The organism is Budvicia diplopodorum, from assembly GCF_009800925.1.
In the GTDB taxonomy this organism is placed as follows: domain Bacteria; phylum Pseudomonadota; class Gammaproteobacteria; order Enterobacterales; family Enterobacteriaceae; genus Budvicia; species Budvicia diplopodorum.
On sequence record NZ_WOYF01000011.1, the window covers coordinates 26,396 to 45,294 of the forward strand.

The following is an 18,899-nucleotide window of genomic DNA, read 5'->3' on the forward strand; positions in this document are numbered from 1 at the left end:
CACTAACAGATGGGCATTATCAATGAGACTGACATCAAAAGGTCGTTATGCAGTAACCGCCATGTTGGACGTGGCTTTACACTCTCAAGACGGACCTGTCCCCTTAGCTGATATATCCGAGCGTCAGGGAATCTCTTTGTCATATCTTGAGCAACTGTTCTCTCGTTTGCGCAAAAATGGTTTGGTCAGCAGCGTGCGCGGGCCCGGTGGTGGTTATTTGCTAGGAAGAAGCCCCGCTGAAATCGCCGTGGGCTCTGTAATTAGTGCGGTAGACGAATCCGTCGATGCTACCCGCTGTATGGGGCACGGTGGATGCCAAAGCGGTACCCGTTGCTTAACCCATACGCTGTGGCACGATCTCAGCGAGAGGATCAGCAGTTTCCTTAATGACATCACGCTGGCTGAACTGGTTAAGAATCAGGAAATACTCGAGGTTGCCGACCGCCAAAATAATGATACTCAAGGTGCGGTAACCAGCTCTCATCATTTATTCGATGAGGCGAAGAAAATCAATCTGCGCGCTTAACCGCCAGTGATTATTTGCATTATTTTGAAGTAATGTACGGAGCAAAGAATGAAATTACCAATTTACTTAGACTACTCAGCAACGACCCCGGTTGATCCGCGGGTTGCAGAGAAGATGATGCAGTACTTAACGCTTGACGGAACTTTTGGTAACCCGGCTTCCCGGTCTCACCGTTTTGGCTGGCAGGCTGAAGAGGCGGTAGATATTGCCCGTAATCAAATTGCTGATTTGGTTGGTGCGGATCCTCGCGAAATCGTATTTACTTCAGGTGCGACAGAAGCTGACAACTTGGGTATTAAAGGTGCTGCCAACTTTTATCAGAAGAAAGGCAAGCACATTATTACCAGTAGAACTGAGCATAAAGCGGTGCTGGATACCTGCCGCCAGTTAGAACGCGAAGGCTATGATGTCACTTACCTGACCCCACAGGCTAACGGTATTATCGACCTGAAAGATCTGGAAGCGGCAATGCGCGATGATACTGCCGTCGTCTCAATCATGCATGTCAACAATGAAATTGGCGTGGTTCAGGATATCAAAATCATCGGTGAAATGTGCCGTAGCCGCGGAATCATCTTCCACGTCGACGCCACTCAGAGCGTTGGTAAACTGCCGATTGACCTGTCGCAATTGAAAGTTGATTTAATGTCATTCTCTGCCCATAAGATTTATGGCCCTAAAGGAATCGGTGCGCTGTACGTTCGCCGTAAGCCTCGGGTAAGAATTGAAGCCCAAATGCACGGCGGTGGCCATGAGCGCGGTATGCGTTCAGGTACGTTACCGGTACATCAGATTGTCGCGATGGGTGAAGCTTACCGTATTGCTAAAGAAGATATGGAATCAGACATGGCCCGCATTCGTGCGCTACGCGATCGCCTGTGGAATGGTCTGAAAGACATTGAAGAGACCCACCTGAACGGTTGCATTGAGCAGGGCGTGGCTAACATCCTCAACGTCAGCTTTAACTACGTTGAAGGTGAATCTTTAATTATGGCGCTGAAAGACTTAGCCGTCTCTTCTGGTTCAGCCTGTACTTCTGCCAGCTTAGAGCCGTCTTACGTTTTACGCGCTCTGGGAATGAGTGATGAATTAGCCCATAGTTCGATCCGTTTCTCTTTGGGGCGCTTTACCACAGAAGAAGAAATTGACTACACCATTGATTTAGTTAAAAGATCTATCGGCCGTTTACGTGACCTGTCTCCTCTTTGGGATATGTTTAAGCAGGGTGTGGATATCAGCACCATTGAGTGGTCTCATCACTAATTAACTTATCACTGGGCATCATTTGATGGCTTAGTGACGGGCAGGAGTAAATATCATGGCTTATAGCGAAAAAGTTATTGAACACTATGAGAACCCACGTAACGTAGGTTCTTTTGACAATGAAGATCCAACCGTTGGTAGCGGTATGGTTGGCGCACCGGCGTGCGGCGACGTAATGAAGTTGCAGATTAAAGTTAACGATGAAGGTATTATTGAAGATGCCCGTTTCAAAACTTATGGCTGCGGTTCTGCGATTGCCTCCAGTTCATTGGTTACTGAATGGGTTAAAGGCAAATCTTTAGATCAGGCGCAGGCCATTAAGAATACGGATATAGCGGAAGAGCTGGCATTACCACCGGTCAAAATTCACTGCTCTATTCTGGCTGAAGATGCAATTAAGGCAGCTATTGCGGATTACAAAAACAAGCACAGTAGCAAATAAGAATTCAAACATTGAGGTTTGGTTATGGCGATTACCATGAGCGATAGCGCTGCGCAGCGAGTTCAGACATTTTTATCTAACCGGGGAAAAGGCGTTGGCCTTCGCCTTGGAGTAAGAACGTCGGGCTGCTCCGGGATGGCATACGTTCTCGAATTTGTTGACGAACTACACGATGAAGATACGGTATTCGAAGACAAAGGCGTTAAGGTAATTGTTGATGCAAAAAGCCTGGTCTATCTGGACGGTACCGAGCTGGACTTTGTTAAAGAAGGTCTGAATGAAGGGTTTAAGTTTAATAACCCTAATATTTCAAGTGAATGTGGTTGTGGCGAAAGTTTTAACGTCTAGTCTACTTTCGTTGTATATCAACGGTATACGCGTAATGTAAATAGAGTATTTGAAGTTTTGACTATACGGTTGCTCCTTTATTAAGCTGTGCTTTGCAATAAAGGAGCCTTCGCCCAACTATCATCATCAGAGCATGTCATGGACTATTTCACACTATTTAATCTGCCTATCCATTTTGTTGTGGACACTCTGTCACTCTCCGTCCGTTATCAAGAACTCCAGCGCCAGTTTCACCCCGATCGCTATGCCACCGCACCTGACAGCGAAAGGCTGCAATCGATCCAACAGGCTGCAACCATTAATGATGCTTACCAAACGTTAAAAGATCCGCTGCGACGGGCAGAATATCTGCTGTCTCTTAAAGGCTTTGACGTAAGAAATGAGCAACAAACCATGCACGACACGGCTTTTTTGGTGGAACAGCTGGAGCTGCGTGAAGAGCTCGACGCCATTGAGCGTAAATCTGATACGGGATTTGCACTGGCCGGTTTTAGCCAACGGGTAGACAAAATGGTCCGCCAGCGCAGTGAACGATTGATTAACGAATTAGACGATGAGAATTGGCAGACAGCGACGGACACAGTCCGTAAACTACGCTTTCTGGATAAGCTTCAACAGCAAGTAGAGCAGCTGGAAGAAAAGCTGCTGGACTCCTGACGGATACTGAACATGGCTTTATTACAAATTAGCGAGCCCGGACTAACCGCGGCTCCGCACCAACGCCGGCTTGCAGTCGGTATTGATCTTGGCACCACTAACTCGTTGGTTGCCACCGTCCGTAGCGGGCAGGCAGAGACGTTGCCTGACGATCGGGGCCGTCATCTTTTGCCTTCTGTTGTTCACTATCAGGCTGAGGGCATTGATGTTGGTTGGGATGCCCGCATGCAGGCGGCAGACGATCCTTCAAATACCGTAAGCTCCGTTAAACGAATGATGGGCCGCTCCCTCAGTGATGTTGTCCAGCGTTATCCAAATTTACCCTATCAGCTTCAGCCAAGTGAAAATGGGTTGCCAACGATTGTGACCGCCAAGGGTGTGGTTAATCCGGTGCAGGTTTCCGCCGACATTCTCGCGGCATTAGCCAAACGAGCTCAGGAAACCTTGGGTGGCGATCTTGATGGCGTCGTCATTACCGTACCCGCTTATTTTGATGATGCTCAGCGTCAGGGTACTAAAGACGCCGCCCGTTTAGCCGGGCTGCATATCCTGCGCTTGCTAAATGAACCCACGGCGGCGGCTATTGCCTACGGTTTAGACTCAGGTCAGGAAGGCATTATTGCCGTTTACGATTTGGGTGGCGGTACTTTTGATATTTCAATTTTGCGTTTAAGCCGTGGCGTATTTGAAGTGCTGGCAACCGGCGGTGATTCAGCCCTCGGCGGTGACGATTTTGACCACCTATTGGCCGACTGGCTACGGGAACAGGCTGGGTTGGGTGAACACAGCGACCATCAGCAACAGCGCCAACTGTTGGATACGGCCATTGCCGCAAAGATTGCCTTGAGTATGAGCGATAGTACCGAGGTTAAAATCGGTAACTGGCGGGGAGAAGTCACCCGTGAACAGTTTGATTCGTTAATTAATCATTTGGTGAAGAAGTCGCTGGTTTCCTGCCGCCGTACGCTAAAAGACGCTGGCGTTACCGCTGATGAAGTATTACAGGTTGTGATGGTCGGTGGTTCGACCCGCGTACCGTTAGTTCGTACTATGGTTGGTGAGTTTTTTAGCCGCACGCCGCTGACGACCATCGATCCCGATCGGGTTGTTGCTATCGGTGCTGCGATTCAGGCAGATATTCTGGTGGGCAATAAGCCTGATTCCGATATGTTACTGCTTGACGTGATCCCGCTGTCTCTGGGCATTGAAACCATGGGCGGATTGGTGGAGAAAATTATTCCGCGCAATACCACTATTCCAGCTGCCCGGGCTCAGGAGTTCACCACGTTTAAAGATGGTCAAACCGCTATGATGGTGCACGTGCTGCAGGGTGAGCGAGAGCTGGTTGACGATTGCCGCTCTCTGGCCCGCTTTACTCTGCGCGGCTTGCCCGCCATGCCGGCTGGCGGTGCTCATATTCGCGTTACTTTCCAAGTTGATGCCGATGGTCTGTTGAACGTAACGGCGATGGAAAAATCCACCAACGTTCAGGCTTCCATTCAGGTGAAACCCTCTTATGGTCTAAGCGATGATGAAATCGCAACCATGATTAAAGATTCCATGGCTAACGCTCAGCACGACATCAGTGCTCGTATGTTGGCAGAGCAAAAAGTGGAAGCCGCCAGAGTGCTAGAGAGCCTGATCGCAGCCCTGAAGAGTGATTCTGATCTGCTAAGCGACGCCGAACGTAGTGATATTGATACCAAGATTATTGAATTAGAAGCTACTGCGCAGGGCGATGAACCTGCGGCTATCGAAGCGTCGATTAAGGCGCTGGATTCAGTCACCCAAGATTTTGCCGCCCGCAGGATGGACTCTTCCATTCGCCGCGCTTTGGCGGGTCATTCTGTAGATGAGGTTTAAGTATGCCTAAGATCGTTTTTTTGCCCCATCAGGACCTGTGCCCAGACGGTGCGGTTGTTGAAGCTAAAGAGGGCGAAACAATATTAGACGCCGCACTGCGTAATGGCATTGAAGTGGAACACGCCTGCGAAATGTCCTGTGCGTGTACGACCTGCCACTGTGTTGTGCGTGAAGGGTTTGATTCTCTGGCTGAAAGCAGCGAACTGGAAGATGACATGCTGGACAAAGCGTGGGGATTAGAGCCTGAAAGCCGTTTGAGCTGTCAGGCTAAAGTGACCGATGAAGATTTAGTGGTCGAGCTACCCCGCTACACGGTCAACCATGCCCGCGAGCATTAATCCTTAAGCCCGTTGCGCTAAACGGCAATTGCTGACTTGATAAGGGCCAGAATAATGAATTTAACATGGCAAAGTACCCGTGAAATTGGTGAAGCGCTATACGATCAATTTCCCGATGTAGATCCAAAAACGGTGCGCTTTACTGATTTGCACCGTTGGGTTTGTGAGCTGGAGGATTTTAACGACGATCCTGAAGCCTCAAATGAACGAGTACTAGAAGCCATTTTGCTCGTCTGGCTCGATGAAGCCGAGTAAATGACGTCTACCGGGTCACCTTCAGGTGGCCCTCTTTATATCCGTCATACTTCAAGTTGCAGGTGCGTTGGCCGCTCTTATTTACTTCAGTCACTCCAGTCTCTTTTCTACTCATTGACCGAGGGCTATTTCCTTTGCCGAGCGACTACGTCTTGAATTATTTTGGGTATATATTGGTTTAAATATTAGAAAGTAAAAATACGGGAGTAACAAAATGACTAATCAATTGATGCCTGTTTCTATTTCCCATGAGCCAGCGGCAGCAGTCTGGGGTGAAAAAGCGCTGCTAAGCGCGAATAATGATGGTATGACCATCCACTTGACCGGCAACGGTAAGCTGGGAGCAGTACAGCGCGCAGGCCGTAAGCTCGACGCTCAGGGCATTAAACAGGTTAAGCTGGTCGGTGAAGGCTGGGATTTAGAACGTAGCTGGAGTTTCTGGCAGGGATTTCGCGGGCCGAAGGGTGAACGCAAAGTTGAATGGGCAGAGCTTGAAGCCACTGAACAACAAGAGTTAGAACGCCGTTTAAGCATTATTGACTGGGTACGCGATACCATCAATATGCCGGCGGAAGACCTTGGGCCAGAACAGTTGGTGAAGCGTACGGTCGATCTGTTCTGCAGCCTGTCCTGTGACGCCGTTAGCTACCGCATTCTTAAAGGTGAATCCCTGCGCGAACAGGGCTATATGGGTATCCATACCGTCGGCCGTGGCTCCGATCGTGAACCTGCATTTTTAGCGCTGGACTACAACCCAACCGGCAATCCGAATGCGCCGGTGTTAGCGTGTCTGGTGGGTAAAGGTATTACTTTTGATTCCGGCGGCTACAGCATGAAACAAAGCGCTTTTATGGACTCAATGAAGTCAGATATGGGCGGTGCCGCCACCATTGCCGGAGCGCTGGCTCTGGCGGTCAGCCGCGGTTTAAACCAACGGGTTAAGCTGTTTCTGTGCTGTGCAGACAATCTGGTCAGCGGCAATGCGTTTAAGCTGGGCGATATTATCCGTTATCGCAACGGAAAAACCGTTGAGGTGATGAATACCGATGCGGAAGGGCGCTTGGTTCTGGCCGACGGCCTGATTGATGCACAAGCGCAAAATCCTCAGTTTATTATTGACTGTGCAACGCTGACCGGCGCGGCTAAAACTGCGCTGGGAAATGACTATCATGCGCTGCTGAGCTTTGATGATGAACTATCCAATGAGCTATTGGCCTGCGCGGCCAGTGAAAATGAGCCATTCTGGCGCTTGCCGCTGGCGGAATTTCATCGCAGCCAGTTGCCGTCTAATTTTGCAGAGCTCAATAATATGGCAGGAGCGGCCTATAGCGCAGGTGCCAGTACCGCAGCTGGCTTCTTGTCTCACTTCGTGACGCACTATCAGCAAGGCTGGTTGCATATTGACTGTTCGGCAACCTACCGTAAGGGTGCCGTAGAGCAATGGGCCGCCGGAGCTACCGGTCTAGGCGTAAGGGCTATTGCTAATCTTCTGTTACAAAAAGCTAAATAACGCTATCAAGTTATTAGTTAATTTATTCAGGCCAATCCATTAGGATTAGCCTGAATGTAGGCATAACGACGCGCTTTGGAATGAGCACTCAGGGATGAAATTGTCAGCGGTATGCAATCCAATCCTGCATTTTATAGCCATACTCATTCTTAAGGCCGATCGGCCAGATTTAAACGCCGGAGTAAACCACTATTGCCAATAGTGCCGACTTTTAGCAAAAGTTAATGCCTTTATGTATCGTTTGTCTTTCCAGATACACAGCGGTTAAGTATGATTTGTATTGTTACCGAGCTAGCATTATCACTTACCTGTTTTTACCCAATCATTTTCAGAGAGAATCGCTTATGCGTCAGGGAAATTCTGATTTTATGTGGCTAAAAGGTTTACTTTTTGCCTCCTGCCTTGGGTTAGTTTCGACACCGCTTTACGCCGTTTCACAACCCGCGTCCAAAACGACTGAACAGACGGCTGAGCGCTATGCCGGTAAAGCATTTTCTATACTGGACGCTTCTGAAGTTCAGCTGGATGGCGCTAGCGCCATGGTGGTTACGTTTTCCATTCCTGTTGCATCAGATCAGATGTTTGCTTCTCTGCTGCATCTGGTTGATGAAACAAGCGGTAAGGTTGATGGTGCATGGGAGCTCTCTGATAGTAAAACCGAGCTTCGTCTTCGTCATTTGGAACCTGGCCGTAAGCTGATCCTGACCGTTGACAAGAATCTTGTTGGTATTAACGGCGCTAAGTTGGGTAATGAATTACAAAAAAAACTGACTACCCGTGATATCGAACCATCCGTTGGTTTTGCCAGCCGAGGTTCTCTGTTGCCGAGCAAGGTTATTAGCGGATTGCCGGTTATTGCTCTAAACATCAATAAAGTTGACGTTAACTTTTTTCGCATTAAGCCTGAAGCCCTGACCGATTTTCTGGCTGAATGGGAAGGAACTGGCGCTAAAAGCTATTGGGAGTCCGGTGAGTTTCTGAAAAAAGCCACGCTGGCTTATACCGGCCGTTTTGATCTGAATCCACAGCGCAATACGCGTGAACAGATCTTGCTACCGCTAAACGGCATCAAAGAGCTTAACCAGCCGGGTGTGTATCTGGCGGTTATGAGCGAGGCCGGTGCTTATCAGTACAGCAATCCAGTCACGATTTTTACTTTAAGCGATATTGGTATTTCTTTGCATCGTTATCACGATCGTCTTGATGTGTTCACTCAGGCGCTGGACGGCGGGAAGGGGATTGAAAACGTCAAAATCGAGATTTTTGATGAAAAAGGTAACTCACTTGCTCAGGTTAAAACCTCTTCAGACGGCCATGCCCAGTTGATCAAAGATGTAAAAGCGAAGGTCATGCTGGCCACAAAAGATGGGCAAACCAGCATGATCGATCTGACTAAATCAGCGTTAGATCTGTCAGAGTTTGATATCGCAGGCCCTGAAGGGTATGCCACTCAGTTTTTTGCATTTGGTCCCCGGGATCTCTACCGCCCCGGTGAAACGCTGATCGTTAACGGTTTACTGCGCGATGCGGACGGCTCCGGGTTACCAGACCAGCCGATTAAAGTCGATATTCTAAAGCCCGATAACCAAGTTACCCGCAGCTTTGTCTGGCAGCCAAACAAAGGCTTATATCAGTACCAATATGAAATTCCGGCCGGAGCACCCACCGGAGTATGGTCACTACGCTTTAACTTAGGCGATAAGCAGCCGCGTTTTTACAAGTTTAAAGTCGAAGACTTTATGCCGGAACGCATGGCATTGGAGCTGAAATCGGTTGAAAACGAACCGGTTGCACCTACGCAGGAAATCACCTTTGATGCGACCGGTCGCTATTTATACGGTGCGCCAGCCTCGGGTAACCGCCTTCAAGGCCAACTGTTCCTGCGCCCTGCGAGAGAAGCGGTAGCTAAGCTTCCGGGCTACGAATTTGGTTCAATACTCGAAACCGATGGATTCCGTTCTCTGGACGAGTTTGACCTTAAGCTGGATGAAAGCGGCCTGACTAGCGTTACTCTTCCAAGTACTTGGGATAAGGTGAAATCACCGCTTAAGGTTGTGATTCAGGCTAGCCTGATGGAGTCGGGCGGTCGCCCGGTAACCCGTCGGGCTGAGCAGGCTATTTGGCCAGCGAAAACCATGCCGGGTATCCGCCCTCTGTTTAATAAAAAAGAGACTTATGATTATAAGTCTAATAGCTATAAGCCACAGTTCACGGTTGACTCTGATAGCCTAGCCGGTTTTGACGTGGTGTATGCGGATGCCAACGGTAATAAGCTGGCGGCGCCCTCATTGAACGTGCGCTTAATTCGTGAACGTCGCGATTACTATTGGGAATGGTCATCTGACGGTGGCTGGAGCTCACAGTACGATCAGAAAGATTTAGTGGTATCTCAGGAAACCAAAAGCGTTACCGCCAATCAGGTGCTGAAAGTCAGCTATCCGGTTGAGTGGGGCTCTTATCGCATTGAAGTTGAAGACCCGGCCACCGGTGTAACCAGTAGCCTGCGTTTCTGGGCCGGTTATAGCTGGCAGGATAATACCGATGGTACCGGAGCACTAAGGCCCGATCAGGTTAAGCTGAAGATAGATAAACCAGCCTACAGGCCGGGAGAGAAGGTTAAGCTTAACGTTGAAGCGCCAACTGCCGGTAAAGGTTACCTGATGCTGGAATCCAGCGATGGCCCGCTATGGTGGAAAGAGATTGACGTTCCTGCCGGTGGTGCCGACTTTGACGTGCCGGTGAATGAAGAGTGGAACCGCCACGATCTGTACATCAGTGCGCTAATCGTTCGTCCGGGCGATAAAAATTTACAGGCCACGCCAAAGCGCGCCGTTGGTCTACTGCATTTACCATTAATTGATGCTAACCGTAAGATTTCATTAGCCCTCAGCACGCCGGAGCGTATGCGCCCGAATCAAACGCTGACGGTCAAAGCAAAAGCATCAATCAAGGACGGTCAATTACCGAAATCCGTTAATGTATTGCTGTCTGCGGTAGACAGCGGCGTGCTGAACATTACTAGTTTTGTTACGCCAGATCCGTATGACGCTTTCTTTGGCCGTAAGCGCTATAGCGTCGATCAGATGGATATTTATGGCCAATTGATTGAAGGTCAGGGTAAGGCTGCCAAGCTAAGTTTTGGTGGTGATGGTGAAGACGATGCCCTGTCTCGTGGCGGTAAAAAACCGGTAACCGTCGTGCAGATTGTTGCACAGCAGGCCGTGCCGGTGGTGCTGAACGACCAAGGCGAAGGTGAAATCCAACTGCCTATCCCTGATTTTAACGGTGAACTTCGTCTGATGGCTCAGGCTTGGAGCGATGAAGAGTTCGGTAGTGCTGAAAGTAAGATTATTGTTGCTGCACCATTGATCGCTGAACTCTCTATGCCACGCTTTATTGCGAATGGCGACCGCAGCATACTCGCCCTCGACCTCAGTAATTTGACCGATTCAGAGCAAACGTTGACCGTCGGCGTTGCCACTCATGGATTGATTAAGCAAACGGGTGCAGCAACTCAGAACGTGAAGTTAGCCAAAGGCGAACGTAAAACCTTAAGCATACCGGTTGAAGCGTTAAACGGTTTTGGTCAGGGCGATATTGCGGTTAATGTGACCGGGCTAGTTTTACCGGGCGAACCAACCACCGTTGTTGCCCGCCACTGGACTCTGGGCGTTCGCCCCGCAGCGCCAGCCAAGACTAACAGCTATGCCATGACGTTAAGCTCAGGGCAAAGCTGGGCGTTACCGTCAGATGCGCTACAGGGTCTGGCTACTTCAACCGTTGAAGGGCAGATGACCTTAACCGGTACGCCACCGTTGAACGTTGCTCAGCACATTCGTGAGCTGTTTGCCTATCCGTACGGTTGCCTTGAACAAACAACCAGCGGGCTATATCCGTCGCTGTATTCCAATCAGGCCCAGTTAGCGGCATTAGGAATTAAGAGTGACAACGACGAAGTTCGCCGTAAAAATATTGACATCGGTATTGAACGCCTGCTGGGTATGCAAAAAGAAAATGGTAGCTTTGCCCTGTGGGACAAACAAGGCTATGAAGAATACTGGCTGACCTCTTATGTGACTGACTTCCTGACCCGTGCCCGTGAACAGGGTTATTCAGTTCAGGAAAACGCGCTGAATAAAGCTAATCAGCGCCTGTTACGTTACCTGCAGGATCGCAACCAGATCGAAACCCGTTACAGCCAAAACGACAAAACCGCTGAAGCATCGCGCTTTGCCGTTCAGGCCTATGCTGCTTTGGTGTTAGCTCGTCAGCAGCAGGCTCCGTTAGGCGCTCTTCGTCAACTGTATGACCGCCGGGAAGAAGCGATGTCGGGTTTACCTCTGGTTCAGCTAGGGGTCGCTCTGCAGCTTATGGGTGATATGCCAAAAGCCACTCAGGCTATCAAGCAAGGCGTCTCTAAGGGCGGAGCTAAGCGTGACGTATGGCTGGGTGATTACGGCAGCAACCTGCGGGATAACGCATTAATCCTGGCGTTGCTTAACGAATATCACTTATTGCCAGAACAGCAGGGCAGCGTTCTGATGGCGCTGTCTGATAATCTGGTGTCTGAACGCTATCTCTCGACTCAAGAACGTAACGCGGTTTATCTGGCCGGTCGGGATCTGTTGAACAAGCAGTCTGCTGACTGGAGTGTTGGCGTGTCGGGTGCAGAAAACAAAGACGTGGCTAACAACAAATCGGTTTCCGCTCGTTATGATGCCAATCAGCTGGCAAAAGGCATTAGCCTGACCAATAACGGTGGATTAACGGTGTATCCGCGTATTGATATTACCGGTTATCCACTGAAGCAACCGGCTCCGATGAGTAACAACCTACATCTTGAACGCAGCTTCTATAACCTTGATGGATCTCCGGTCGCGCTGAATCAGGTTAAGAGCGGGCAACTGATGGTCGTTCATTTAAATCTGTGGTCCGACAATCAGGTGAATGACGCACTGGTGGTAGATTTACTACCAGCCGGTTTTGAACTGGAAAACCAGAATCTGGGAGATAGCAGCGCCAGTCTTGGTGATAGCGCAGGTCAGCTTGCAACGCTGCAGGGTAAAATGCAAAGCGCCGAAATCCAGTATCAGGAATATCGCGACGATCGCTATGTTGCTGCGGTGAAGGTTAACGGTGGTCGTGGCGATCCGGTAACGTTACTGTACTTGGTGCGGGCGGTGACTCCGGGTAGCTACACTATTCCGGCCCCTCAGGTTGAATCTATGTATAAGCCAGAGTGGCGGTCTATTGGCTCAACGCCTGCTCGCTTAGAGGTCAAGTAACTCACGGCACGGTTGTTAATTTTCTAGCGTGATAGAAGGGCGATTTTAGGATCGCCCTTTTTAATCAGATTTAAATCATAACGTTAATGAGTAACTTCAATTGCGTCGGATATTTTCAAATATAATGACCTTCCGGTTTCTGCGCAGGTCGCTGGCCGTTTTGACGTTGATGATTGCCGTCACCGTCGCAGGTCTATGGTGCGCCGATAAAATTTGGCCACTGCCGGATACCAATGTTCAAATGGCTCGCGTCGTGGTATCCGACGATGGAACGCCACTGTGGCGCTTTGCCGATGCGGACGGGGTGTGGCGCTATTCCGTGTCGTTGGACCAAGTATCACCGTACTATATTCAGGCTTTACTGACTTATGAAGATCGCTGGTTTTACGATCATCCGGGAATTAACCCGTTATCAATCGGTCGGGCACTGTGGCAAAACCTCACCCACCAACGAATTATCTCCGGTGGCAGTACGCTTTCAATGCAGGTTGCTCGGCTTATAGAACCCCATGACCGCACGCTTACCGGTAAACTACGTCAGGTTTTTCGTACCCTTCAGCTTGAATGGCATTACAGTAAAGATCAGATTCTTACCATGTATATTAACCGGGCACCCTATGGTGGAACTTTACAGGGTATCGGGGCGGCAAGCTGGGCCTATCTGGATAAACCGCCTTCTGAACTAACGCGCTCCGAAGCCGCATTATTGGCAGTATTGCCTCAGGCGCCCAGTCATTTAAGGCCCGATCGTTATCCTGAAAGAGCACAGCAGGCCAGAGATAAGGTGCTATCGCGACTGGCTGAATATGGTGTGTGGAGCGAGCAGCAGGTTAAAGAGATCAAAGAAGAGAGCGTGTGGCTGGCTGACCGACAGGCCCCACAGTTAGCCCCGTTACTAGCCAGGCGCTTATTGTCAGAAAGTAAATCCGATGTCATTGAAACGACGATTGATGCTTCTTTACAGCGCCGCCTTGAAGATATGGTGATGGGCTGGAAGAGCCAGCTACCGGACAATACCTCGATGGGTATTCTGGTGGTTGAACACTCAACGATGGCGGTAAAAGCCTATATTGGTTCAGTGGATCTTAACGATACCAGCCGGTTTGGTCATGTGGATATGGTGACCGCTTGGCGTTCTCCCGGCTCAACGTTAAAACCCTTTGCCTATGGTATGGCGCTGGATGACGGACTGATCCATGCTGAATCTTTATTGCAGGATGTTCCCCGTCAGTTTGGTGACTATCGCCCTGGAAATTTCGATACCGGATTTACCGGGCCGGTAAGCGCGTCCGATGCTTTGGTTAAGTCACTGAATCTGCCCGCAGTACAGGTGCTAGAAGCCTACGGCCCTAAGCGTTTTACCGGCAATATGCGCAATGCCGGCATTACCCTGCGTTTCCCTCTTAACAGCGAGCCTAACCTTTCGTTGATACTAGGGGGAACCGGAATGCGTATGGATGAGCTGGTCAGCGCTTACAGCGCTTTTGTGCGCCACGGTAAAGTCGCTGCGCTTCGCTATCGCCCACAGGATCCGTTGATTGAACGCCCGTTGCTTTCGCCCGGATCGGCATGGATTGTTCGCCGTATATTAGCCGGTGAGGCGCGCCCGGTGGCGGATAACCAGATATCCGACATTACGCCTTTGGCCTGGAAGACAGGTACCAGCTACGGTTACCGCGATGCATGGACTATCGGTATGAACGGTGGCTATCTGATTGGGATTTGGGTTGGCCGACCCGATGGAACGCCGGTAGCTGGCCAGTTTGGTTACGCAACGGCCGTGCCTATCTTGCATCAAGTGAATAATCTATTGGTTAACCGGAGCGCTCAGACTGCCCGGACGTGGCCTAAAGATCCCCGGCCTGATTCAGTTGGCAGGGCCGTGATTTGTTGGCCTCAGGGGCAAAGCCTTGAAGCTGGCGATCCAAACTGCCGCCAACGGCGTCAGGCGTGGATTTTGGACGGTACCATTCCGCCAACCTTATCCGCTCCCGGGCAAGATAGCGGCGTTGGCGGTTGGTTGAACCTATGGGTTAACGCGGAAGGTAAGCGGGTAGCACCTGACTGCAGCGATACGATTAAACAGCGTATTGCCTTATGGCCTACGCCGCTTGAAATCTGGTTACCGTTATCTGAGCGCAAAGAGAGTCGCTTGCCTTCGCGCGATGAAAATTGCCCACCTATCGGTCATGATATGAGCCCGCCTTTATTACTATTGGGCGTTAAGGAAGGCGCTACCCTGAGGCGTTTACCGGGGGTGAAATCCCTCGATCTTCGCTTGGATACTCAAGGTGGCCGGGGGAAACGCTGGTGGTTTATTAACGGTGAAGCGGTCGCTGAAACCGAAGAGGCTCAGCCACTGGTTAAGACACTGACTGACTCCGGTAAGTACCAAATTAGCGTATTAGATGAGAGCGGGCAGGTGAATAGCGTAAGTTTTGTTCTAGACTAGCGCCATTCACTGAGCAATTGAAGAAAAGGCAACGGGGTTTTGCTACCCGTCGCATTTTTTATTGATAATTTAACGCGATAAGTATCGGAAATTTATTGTCTATCAAATTGGTTTATCATGATGAATGCGTAGCAGATCGAAAAATGTATAATAAGATGAGCTTATTTTAAGAAAATGTTACATTCAAGATGGTCAAGGTGAATATCTCTTCGTATAATTAGCCGCGAATTACCTATTCTACAATGTTTTATCTAATAAAATATAAAACACATATATGTATGCTACATATGAGGTGAACATGTCTGCCGAACGTACTTTATCTATCTTAAAACCAAATGCGGTGGCTAAAAACGCGATTGGTTCTATTTATTCTCGTTTTGAAAGTGCAGGATTTATTATTGTTGGCGCTAAGATGCTGCATCTTACCCGCGAACAGGCTGCGGGTTTTTATGCCGAGCATGATGGAAAACCATTTTTTAACGGCCTGCTGGATTTTATGACTTCGGGACCGATATTGGTTCAGGTACTGGAAAGTGACAACGCCATTCAACGTTATCGCGATTTGATGGGGGCAACTAATCCAGCAAATGCTTTAGCCGGTACGCTGCGTGCAGACTACGCCGATGGCCTAACTGAGAATGCGGTTCATGGATCTGATTCTGCTGCGTCTGCTGCGCGTGAAATTGCCTATTTCTTTAGTGAAGACGAAGTGCATTCACGTACTCGTTAAGTCAAATATAGCGATAATCAAAGGGTTCGTATGGGCCCTGATGTTTATAGTGAAAATACTCTAAATTCTTAGTTTGGCTTATGATGTTCTTTTCTAGGGTTATTATTTCTATTTCTGACAGTAAATAATACCGGATAGAAACTTAATATTAAAAGCAGTATAATACGCTGCAAGTTGCCTTTTTGTGTGGGTATTATTAGGCATAATTTTATTATTCATGAGTTTTCTAGCGCCATAAAGTGTAATAACGAGGCCTTTGTTACTATGTCCGAACGTATATCTACGCCATCTGAAGTCAGCGTGTTAACTGCGAATTCGTCAGAAAAAATTAATTTGTTAGATCTTAATCGTCAGGCTATGCGCGAGTTTTTTGCATCGTTAGGTGAGAAACCATTCCGGGCCGATCAGGTCATGAAGTGGATGTATCACTTCGGTTATGACGATTTTGAGCAAATGACGGATATTAATAAGGTTTTACGGGCAAAGCTTCAGCAAATAGCGGAAATTCGTGCACCGGAAGTAGTGACCGAACAGCGTTCGTCTGACGGCACAATTAAATGGGCGATTGCCGTTGGCGATCAGCAGGTTGAAACCGTTTATATTCCGGAAGAAGATCGGGCTACGCTGTGTGTTTCATCACAGGTAGGCTGTGCGCTGGAATGTACATTCTGTTCTACGGCTCAGCAGGGTTTTAACCGTAATTTACGCGTTTCTGAGATTATCGGCCAAGTATGGCGTGCGGCTAAAATTATTGGGCCATCTAGGCTGGCCGGGCAGCGTCCGATTACTAACGTTGTGATGATGGGAATGGGCGAACCGCTGCTTAACCTGAGTAACGTAGTGCCAGCCATGGAAATCATGCTGGATGATTTTGGCTTTGGATTATCTAAACGTCGGGTTACGTTATCCACTTCAGGCGTTGTTCCGGCGCTGGATAAGCTTGGCGATCTTATTGATGTGGCATTAGCAATTTCACTGCACGCGCCGAACGATCGGATCCGTGATGACATTGTACCAATCAATCGCAAATATAATATTGAGACATTCCTCTCTTCTGTTCGTCGCTATTTAAGTAAGTCAAATGCGAATCAGGGGCGAGTTACCGTTGAGTATGTGATGTTAGACCATATTAACGATGGCACTGAACATGCCCATGAACTGGCGGAATGCCTTAAAGATACACCGTGTAAGATTAATCTTATTCCTTGGAATCCGTTCCCCGGAGCTCCTTATGGGCGTAGCTCTAACAGCCGGGTAGATCGTTTTTCTAAGGTTTTGATGGAATATGGTTTTACCGTTATTGTGCGTAAAACTAGGGGTGATGATATCGATGCTGCCTGTGGTCAACTGGCCGGAGATGTTATTGACCGGACTAAGCGCACATTAAAAAAGAAAGCCAACGATGAACTAATTGTAATTAAACAAGTCTAAAATCCGATGTGTTACAAATATATGCGTGTCTCTTATTCACGCGTTGTTTGGGACCAGCGAACAAGGAATGTAAGTCTGATGCAAAGAGTGTTGTTACCCATATTACTGCTTGCCAGTAGCCTTATTGGTTGTACTGGCTATTCGACGGGTGACAGCATGGTCAACAAAGATAAAGCAGCTCAGGCCCGTCTTGCTTTGGGTATGGCCTATCTTAGGGACGGAGATATGCAGGCTGCTCGTGTTAATTTAGAACGAGCCGTCAACTATGCACCAACAGACTATCAAACACAGTTAGGAATGGCGCTTTATCAGCAGAATATTGGTGAAAACGATTTTGCCGAGAGCCGTTTTAAACAAGCGTTGGTTTTAGCGCCGAATAATGGCGATGTACTGAATAATTACGGTGCCTTTCTTTGTAGTTTGGGGCAGTATGACTTAGCCCAAGGTTACTTTGATAATGCTGCTAAATTAGAGAATTATGAAAAAATAGCCGATACTCTTGAGAATTCAGGCTATTGTTTATTAAAAGCGGGGCAAACCGAACTGGCTATCTTGAAGCTGAGTCGGGCATTAAAACAGGTACCGCAGAAAGGCGCTCGTTTGCTAAAAATGGCAACCAAGTATTATCAGCTAGAACAACGCGCGGAGGCGATGGCTTTATTGAATAGTTATCAACAAACCCTACCCGCCAGCGCTGAAAGTTTATGGATGCAGATCCAATTTGCTGCGTTAGATAATCGTCCGAATGACGTTCAACGTCATGGTCAACTGCTGGCGCAAGATTTTTCACAGTCGAAACAATACCAATTATTCCTAGCTCATGAATATTGATTTACCTAAAGAACAAAACCCGCTCGCTGAAATCGGTCGACGACTCAGCGAAGCCAGAGAATTATCAAACCTCAGCCAACAAGCGGTTGCGGAACAGTTGCGGCTGAAGGTTACTACCGTTCGTGAGCTGGAAGAAGGATTAAATCCTTTAGGCCTTGCTCCAACGTTTATCCATGGCTATATCCGTTCTTATGCAAAACTTGTTCAGTTGCCAGCGGATGAACTCATTGCCCTATTACCTAAAAGTAAGGGAGCCTTCGGAGACAAGACTAGTCTTGAATCAAACCGAATTAAGGGTTTTACGTTGGGTAAACCGCGTAAAAAACTCGATCGTTGGCTAATGCTGTTTACTTGGATGATTCTGTTTGTCGTCCTTGGATTAACAGGAGCATGGTGGTGGGAGAATCACAAGGCTCAGCAAAATGAAATGACTTCAACGGCTGAACAAAATCAGATTGCTATTCCGGTTCAACAACAACCGAATACGACGACTCCGTCAACCAATGATAATCAGATTCAGAATAGTACCTCTGTTCAAAATACTCAGCCAGCATCAGACAACGCTATGCCGTTGGCAAATAGTACTTCGGGAACGTCAGCGCTAGGGCCAACGCCAACGCTGGAACAGGCCGTTGCTACACAAATTGCAGAAAATGAAGCCTCTAATGGCGTAACGTCAGCGGTGATGAGTCCTAACTCAAATGATATCAATATGAGTTTTACTGCCGACTGCTGGATTGAAGTTATTGATGCAAGAGGCAAGAATCTTTATAGCGGATTACAGCGCAGCGGTGGCAAAATGTCCTTAACCGGACAGGCACCTTATCGGGTTAAGCTAGGTGCTCCAGCCGGAGTTGACCTTGTGTTTAAAGGCAAAAAAGTAGATTTGACTCAGTATAAAAATGTGAATCGGACTGCTCGCCTGACGTTAGCGGCTGAATAGTGAATAAAACCTATTCTGCCGTGAT

At 48.6% G+C, this 18,899-nt stretch carries 15 protein-coding genes; all 15 read left to right on the forward strand.

Features of this window, described 5'->3' with window-relative positions; all coding sequences use genetic code 11:
* Positions 1-22 precede the first annotated feature (22 nt).
* The 15 genes from iscR to rodZ all read left to right on the forward strand — a co-directional run bounded on the left by iscR (position 23) and on the right by rodZ (position 18,874).
* Positions 23-526: a Fe-S cluster assembly transcriptional regulator IscR gene (gene iscR, locus GVI43_RS10920; RefSeq protein ID WP_159566895.1), complete on the forward strand. Its 504-nt coding sequence runs from the start codon at positions 23-25 to the stop codon at positions 524-526.
* A gap of 48 nt (positions 527-574) precedes the next feature.
* Positions 575-1,789: an IscS subfamily cysteine desulfurase gene (locus GVI43_RS10925; RefSeq protein ID WP_159566896.1), complete on the forward strand. Its 1,215-nt coding sequence runs from the start codon at positions 575-577 to the stop codon at positions 1,787-1,789.
* Positions 1,790-1,844: 55 nt separating this feature from the next.
* Positions 1,845-2,231 (forward strand): Fe-S cluster assembly scaffold IscU, encoded by a 387-nt coding sequence (gene iscU / locus GVI43_RS10930; RefSeq protein WP_159566897.1) that lies wholly within the window; start codon positions 1,845-1,847, stop codon positions 2,229-2,231.
* A 24-nt stretch (positions 2,232-2,255) separates the two neighbouring features.
* Complete coding sequence (iscA, locus tag GVI43_RS10935) at positions 2,256-2,579, forward strand: iron-sulfur cluster assembly protein IscA (RefSeq protein ID WP_130593012.1); 324 nt, start codon at positions 2,256-2,258, stop codon at positions 2,577-2,579.
* A gap of 138 nt (positions 2,580-2,717) precedes the next feature.
* Positions 2,718-3,236 carry a co-chaperone HscB gene (gene hscB, locus GVI43_RS10940; RefSeq protein WP_159566898.1) on the forward strand — a complete coding sequence of 173 codons (519 nt, stop codon included), beginning with the start codon at positions 2,718-2,720 and terminating at the stop codon, positions 3,234-3,236.
* A gap of 12 nt (positions 3,237-3,248) precedes the next feature.
* The gene (hscA, locus tag GVI43_RS10945) at positions 3,249-5,099 is read left to right on the forward strand and encodes a Fe-S protein assembly chaperone HscA (protein WP_159566899.1); all 1,851 of its coding nucleotides are present in this window, start codon (positions 3,249-3,251) and stop codon (positions 5,097-5,099) included.
* A 2-nt stretch (positions 5,100-5,101) separates the two neighbouring features.
* Positions 5,102-5,437: an ISC system 2Fe-2S type ferredoxin gene (gene fdx / locus GVI43_RS10950; RefSeq protein ID WP_108901591.1), complete on the forward strand. Its 336-nt coding sequence runs from the start codon at positions 5,102-5,104 to the stop codon at positions 5,435-5,437.
* Between the two features lie 54 nt (positions 5,438-5,491).
* Positions 5,492-5,692 carry a Fe-S cluster assembly protein IscX gene (gene iscX / locus GVI43_RS10955; protein WP_159566900.1) on the forward strand — a complete coding sequence of 67 codons (201 nt, stop codon included), beginning with the start codon at positions 5,492-5,494 and terminating at the stop codon, positions 5,690-5,692.
* A gap of 214 nt (positions 5,693-5,906) precedes the next feature.
* Complete coding sequence (gene pepB / locus GVI43_RS10960; protein WP_170324327.1) at positions 5,907-7,202, forward strand: aminopeptidase PepB; 1,296 nt, start codon at positions 5,907-5,909, stop codon at positions 7,200-7,202.
* A 344-nt stretch (positions 7,203-7,546) separates the two neighbouring features.
* Complete coding sequence (locus GVI43_RS10965) at positions 7,547-12,487, forward strand: alpha-2-macroglobulin family protein (protein WP_159566901.1); 4,941 nt, start codon at positions 7,547-7,549, stop codon at positions 12,485-12,487.
* Between the two features lie 124 nt (positions 12,488-12,611).
* Entirely contained in the window at positions 12,612-14,939 is a 2,328-nt protein-coding gene (gene pbpC, locus GVI43_RS10970) for a peptidoglycan glycosyltransferase PbpC (RefSeq protein WP_159566902.1), read from the forward strand.
* 298 nt (positions 14,940-15,237) lie between these two features.
* Positions 15,238-15,669 (forward strand): nucleoside-diphosphate kinase, encoded by a 432-nt coding sequence (gene ndk / locus GVI43_RS10975; protein WP_159566903.1) that lies wholly within the window; start codon positions 15,238-15,240, stop codon positions 15,667-15,669.
* 264 nt (positions 15,670-15,933) lie between these two features.
* On the forward strand, positions 15,934-17,100 hold the full coding sequence (rlmN, locus tag GVI43_RS10980; protein WP_159566904.1) for a dual-specificity RNA methyltransferase RlmN: 1,167 nt from the start codon (positions 15,934-15,936) through the stop codon (positions 17,098-17,100).
* Positions 17,101-17,178: 78 nt separating this feature from the next.
* Positions 17,179-17,931, forward strand: coding sequence for a type IV pilus biogenesis/stability protein PilW (gene pilW, locus GVI43_RS10985; protein ID WP_159566905.1), 753 nt, complete (start codon positions 17,179-17,181; stop codon positions 17,929-17,931).
* The gene (gene rodZ / locus GVI43_RS10990) at positions 17,921-18,874 is read left to right on the forward strand and encodes a cytoskeleton protein RodZ (RefSeq protein ID WP_159566906.1); all 954 of its coding nucleotides are present in this window, start codon (positions 17,921-17,923) and stop codon (positions 18,872-18,874) included. Before pilW ends, rodZ begins: the two co-directional genes overlap by 11 nt.
* Positions 18,875-18,899 lie beyond the last annotated feature (25 nt).

Excerpts from the sequence above, each read along its gene's own strand:
- iscR (WP_159566895.1), top strand. The coding sequence starts at position 23 with ATGAGACTGACATCAAAAGGTCGTTATGCAGTAACCGCCATGTTGGAC.
- GVI43_RS10925 (WP_159566896.1), top strand. The coding sequence starts at position 575 with ATGAAATTACCAATTTACTTAGACTACTCAGCAACGACCCCGGTTGAT.
- iscU (WP_159566897.1), top strand. The coding sequence starts at position 1,845 with ATGGCTTATAGCGAAAAAGTTATTGAACACTATGAGAACCCACGTAAC.
- iscA (WP_130593012.1), top strand. The coding sequence starts at position 2,256 with ATGGCGATTACCATGAGCGATAGCGCTGCGCAGCGAGTTCAGACATTT.
- hscB (WP_159566898.1), top strand. The coding sequence starts at position 2,718 with ATGGACTATTTCACACTATTTAATCTGCCTATCCATTTTGTTGTGGAC.
- hscA (WP_159566899.1), top strand. The coding sequence starts at position 3,249 with ATGGCTTTATTACAAATTAGCGAGCCCGGACTAACCGCGGCTCCGCAC.
- fdx (WP_108901591.1), top strand. The coding sequence starts at position 5,102 with ATGCCTAAGATCGTTTTTTTGCCCCATCAGGACCTGTGCCCAGACGGT.
- iscX (WP_159566900.1), top strand. The coding sequence starts at position 5,492 with ATGAATTTAACATGGCAAAGTACCCGTGAAATTGGTGAAGCGCTATAC.
- pepB (WP_170324327.1), top strand. The coding sequence starts at position 5,907 with ATGACTAATCAATTGATGCCTGTTTCTATTTCCCATGAGCCAGCGGCA.
- GVI43_RS10965 (WP_159566901.1), top strand. The coding sequence starts at position 7,547 with ATGCGTCAGGGAAATTCTGATTTTATGTGGCTAAAAGGTTTACTTTTT.
- pbpC (WP_159566902.1), top strand. The coding sequence starts at position 12,612 with ATGACCTTCCGGTTTCTGCGCAGGTCGCTGGCCGTTTTGACGTTGATG.
- ndk (WP_159566903.1), top strand. The coding sequence starts at position 15,238 with ATGTCTGCCGAACGTACTTTATCTATCTTAAAACCAAATGCGGTGGCT.
- rlmN (WP_159566904.1), top strand. The coding sequence starts at position 15,934 with ATGTCCGAACGTATATCTACGCCATCTGAAGTCAGCGTGTTAACTGCG.
- pilW (WP_159566905.1), top strand. The coding sequence starts at position 17,179 with ATGCAAAGAGTGTTGTTACCCATATTACTGCTTGCCAGTAGCCTTATT.
- rodZ (WP_159566906.1), top strand. The coding sequence starts at position 17,921 with ATGAATATTGATTTACCTAAAGAACAAAACCCGCTCGCTGAAATCGGT.